Here is a 3,615-nt window from a genome sequence, read left to right as displayed (position 1 = left end):
GTTTCTATATTTTTAATGATGTCCGTTTTCCAACGATGATACTGTTGTAATTGTAATGAAAATTCGTCCTTCGCCATCCCATAGTACCTAAGTGGTTAATTATCGTAGTAAAACCCAGAGCTACAGTTTCAATAGCGGCCCGCGACCATAGAAGTTTAGAAATAATCACGCATTCACAATGGAATGGTGCTTTGGTTCACAAAACACGCTAAATACTCAACCTTGAGTTTATTATTTCGGCGCGTAGCGGCGATGCTTGATAGCGATAGCTAGTCTTTGTTTGTTAAGGAGTTTCAATAAAGTCGGGAAGGCACCTGGGTTGCTTTATATGCACAATTTTTCGCTTTGAGGTAAGCCCTGTTCGGATGGAAACTTGCGCAGCCGGAACCTTGAACCATTTCGCCAGCTGTTTTTTAAGTGATTGATTTGCTTTGCCTTCAACGGGAGGTGCGGTTAGCCGAACCTTGATGTGCTGCCCATGAATACCCACCAGGGTGTTTCTACTGGCGCCAGGTTGCACCGATATACTCAGGATCAGGGTTTCATCATTCCAGTAATAAGCACTCTGCTTGCCATTAGAACCTGCCAACAGCCAGGCCCTGCCCCAGATCCGTAATGGGTTGAATCAATAACATGGAAAGGAGTTGCAACAAAATGATCACTACAATAGGCGACAAATCAAAACCTGATATGGGTGGAATCAGGCGCCTGGCCCGGCTTAGTAAGGGCTCATTAATCGAATAAAGCAGGGAAACAGCAGGATTATAGGTACCGGGATTTACCCAGCTAATAATCACCTGGATCAGAATTGTGAAAAAGTAAACATTGATCAATAACCGTAAAAGTTCAGCGATGGACAACACCACAAGTCCTGAAATTTTAATCGACACGCCTTTAATAAGAACGATAAGAAAAATCTCCACCGCCTTAATCACCAGCATTAACACGATGGCTGCGAAATCAATGCCCATAAAGCCGGGAATAATTCGGCGCAGAGGAATTAAAGGCGGATTGGTTACTTTCACCAGAAATTGCGAAACTGGATTGTAAAAATCGGCACGTGATAGCTGTAATAACACGCGCAACATAACGGCGATAAGGTACAAACCGAAGATTGTATGAATCAGGAACTCAATAGCATTCGTGCCATAACCACCCATTTAGCGCCCCCCCAGCTGATCCGCCAGTTCTATTGCTCGATGATGAGCCGCTTCCAGCACATCCAGTAATAGTTGATCAATATTGTTATTATTCATAACTTTCAGTCCCTGCTCTGTAGTACCGCCTGGTGATGTAACTTGTTCACGTAAGGTAGCAATATCCTCATCACTTTCCAATGCCATTTTAGCCGCACCTAAGGCCGTTTGAATGGTTAACAAGTGTGCGGCTTCTTTGGATAAACCCAATTGTTCCGCGCCTTTGACCAATCCTTCCATGATACGGAAAAAATAGGCTGGACCACTGCCAGACAAAGCGGTAACCACATCAATCAATGCTTCGTCATCGACCCACTCCACAATACCCGTCGCTCTCAAAATAGATTCGGCCTGGTTACGCTGCTCGTTCGATGTATGAACATTAGCAAATAATGCACTGGCGCCAGTCTGCACCAGCGCAGGTGTATTAGACATGGCACGCACAATGGCAAAGGATCCGCCGAGCCAACCGGCGATATCTGTGGTGCGAATACCCGCAGCAATGGAAATCACCAGTGGCTTTGCTGCTTGAATATTGCTGGCGCTCGCTTGTGCAACGTCTTTAAACTGCTGTGGTTTTATACAAAAAACCACCACGTCTGCCTTGTCTAAAACACCAGCAATGTTTTCCTGTGTTTGCACACCGAAACGTTGCGAAAGACGTTGACGCTTTTCGCCATCGATTTCCACGACAGTAATGTGGCTGGCATCAAATTCGTCCGCAATTAATCCACCCACCAAACTGGAGGCCATATTACCTCCACCAATAAATACTATGTTCATCATTCAGGTTACCTGTGGTTACAATTCTAATCGTCGTGTGTCGTAACGGTGTGTATTCTAGCTGATCTTTCCTGTCTACAGCGCAGTATTAACGATGTCGCGCGCCAAATATACCCGTGCCCACGCGGACCATACTCGAGCCTTCCATTACGGCGGCTTCCAGGTCATTGCTCATCCCCATTGATAACGTATCTAACTGATAACCTTGTTGATTTAAGTCATCGAACATTTGACGAAGCTCGCGAAATATCGCCCGTTGCTGGTGTTCATCGGTGCACTTTTGCGGTATGGCCATTAAACCCCTTAATTTCAAGCGAGGCAGATCAAGCAGCTGTTCGACAAACTCGAGCAATGCCTGCTGCACTATTCCTGATTTGCTGGCTTCCATACTAATATTGACCTGAACACAGATATTAAGCGGTGGGAGATGTTCTGGTCGTTGTTCGTTGAGCCGCGTGGCGATCTTTAATCGATCGATACTTTGCACCCAGTGAAAATGCTCAGCGATGCTTTTCGTCTTATTGGACTGGACTGGACCGATGAAATGCCACTCCAGTGGAAGCTCATTTAATTCCAGGATTTTCTGAATGGCCTCCTGCACATAACTTTCTCCAAAACTGGTTAATCCAGCAGCATACGCTTCCCTGATTTTATCCACTGAGTGAGTCTTACTCACGGCCAGAATGCGCACGCTATCGGCCTCGCGACCCGCCGCAGTCGCAGCCTTATGAATTCTTTGCGAAATTTTAGCCAGATTGTCAGCGATTCTTGACATCAGTGTCTGATTATTTATGTTAATAAGTTAGAGTTAGACAAAAATACAGGTAGGATGCGGTCTTGGCTTCAGCGCAGTAATCGATTACCGCAATTCACGACTCACCTCTATTTATCTAATTATTATCAACAGCATAAAGTATTTTACACGACGAGACGCTATTAATCGTGTAATGGGTGATTCTCATTTGTAGTCTGGGCGTAAGCAGTCGCCACAGACAGATGTATAAGTAAGATTGTTAATGTAGAGGAATGCAATGGACATATCAGAACTGCTCGCTTTCAGTGTAAAAAATTCAGCCTCCGATTTACATTTATCCGCAGGCCAACCACCGATGATTCGCGTAGACGGTGAAATACGTCGAATCAATGTGCCGCCCATGGACCATAAGGGCGTGCATTCCCTGATCTATGACATCATGAATGATAAACAACGAAAGGACTATGAAGAATTCCTGGAAACGGATTTCTCGTTTGAGATTCCGGACCTGGCCCGTTTTCGTGTTAATGCGTTTAATCATCAACGCGGTGCCGGTGCCGTATTCCGGACCATTCCCAGTACTATTTTAAGTTTTGAGCAACTCGGGTGTCCGCCAATTTTCGCCGAAATTTCAGAAAATCCCCGCGGTATGGTGTTAGTAACAGGTCCTACCGGCTCGGGTAAATCAACAACCCTGGCCGCCATGATCGACTATAAAAATGATACGGAACACGGCCATATCCTGACTATCGAGGATCCCATAGAATTCGTGCACCCCTGCAAGAAATGCCTGGTTAACCAGCGAGAAGTTCATCGACACACCCTGGGCTTTAACGAATCATTACGCTCTGCGCTTCGTGAAGACCCGGATGTCATCCTGGT

The 3,615-nt window shown here is 45.7% G+C and carries 5 protein-coding genes; 1 reads left to right on the top strand and 4 read right to left on the bottom strand.

What is annotated here, in order from left to right; all coding sequences use genetic code 11:
• Nucleotides 1–283: 283 nt before the first annotated feature.
• The 4 genes from ACWVCM_RS00295 to ACWVCM_RS00280 all read right to left on the bottom strand — a co-directional run bounded on the left by ACWVCM_RS00295 (nt 284) and on the right by ACWVCM_RS00280 (nt 2,754).
• Nucleotides 284–589: a DUF167 domain-containing protein gene (locus ACWVCM_RS00295; RefSeq protein ID WP_455199693.1), complete on the bottom strand. Its 306-nt coding sequence runs from the start codon at nt 587–589 to the stop codon at nt 284–286.
• Nucleotides 576–1,160, bottom strand: a complete 585-nt coding sequence (locus tag ACWVCM_RS00290; RefSeq protein WP_455199692.1) for a YggT family protein — start codon at nt 1,158–1,160, stop codon at nt 576–578. The genes ACWVCM_RS00295 and ACWVCM_RS00290 overlap by 14 nt, the downstream gene beginning before the upstream one ends.
• Nucleotides 1,161–1,982 (bottom strand): pyrroline-5-carboxylate reductase, encoded by an 822-nt coding sequence (gene proC / locus ACWVCM_RS00285; protein WP_455199691.1) that lies wholly within the window; start codon nt 1,980–1,982, stop codon nt 1,161–1,163.
• Nucleotides 1,983–2,067: 85 nt separating this feature from the next.
• Nucleotides 2,068–2,754 carry a YggS family pyridoxal phosphate-dependent enzyme gene (locus ACWVCM_RS00280; protein WP_455199690.1) on the bottom strand — a complete coding sequence of 229 codons (687 nt, stop codon included), beginning with the start codon at nt 2,752–2,754 and terminating at the stop codon, nt 2,068–2,070.
• Between the two features lie 256 nt (nt 2,755–3,010).
• Here ACWVCM_RS00280 and ACWVCM_RS00275 point away from each other — a divergent pair.
• Nucleotides 3,011–3,615: type IV pilus twitching motility protein PilT (locus ACWVCM_RS00275; protein WP_455199689.1), on the top strand; the 605-nt coding region annotated here is incomplete at its 3' end.

It is taken from the genome of Kaarinaea lacus, assembly GCF_975902315.1.
Note: the sequence above shows the minus strand (reverse complement) of the source record. Positions and strands in the feature narration are given on the sequence as shown.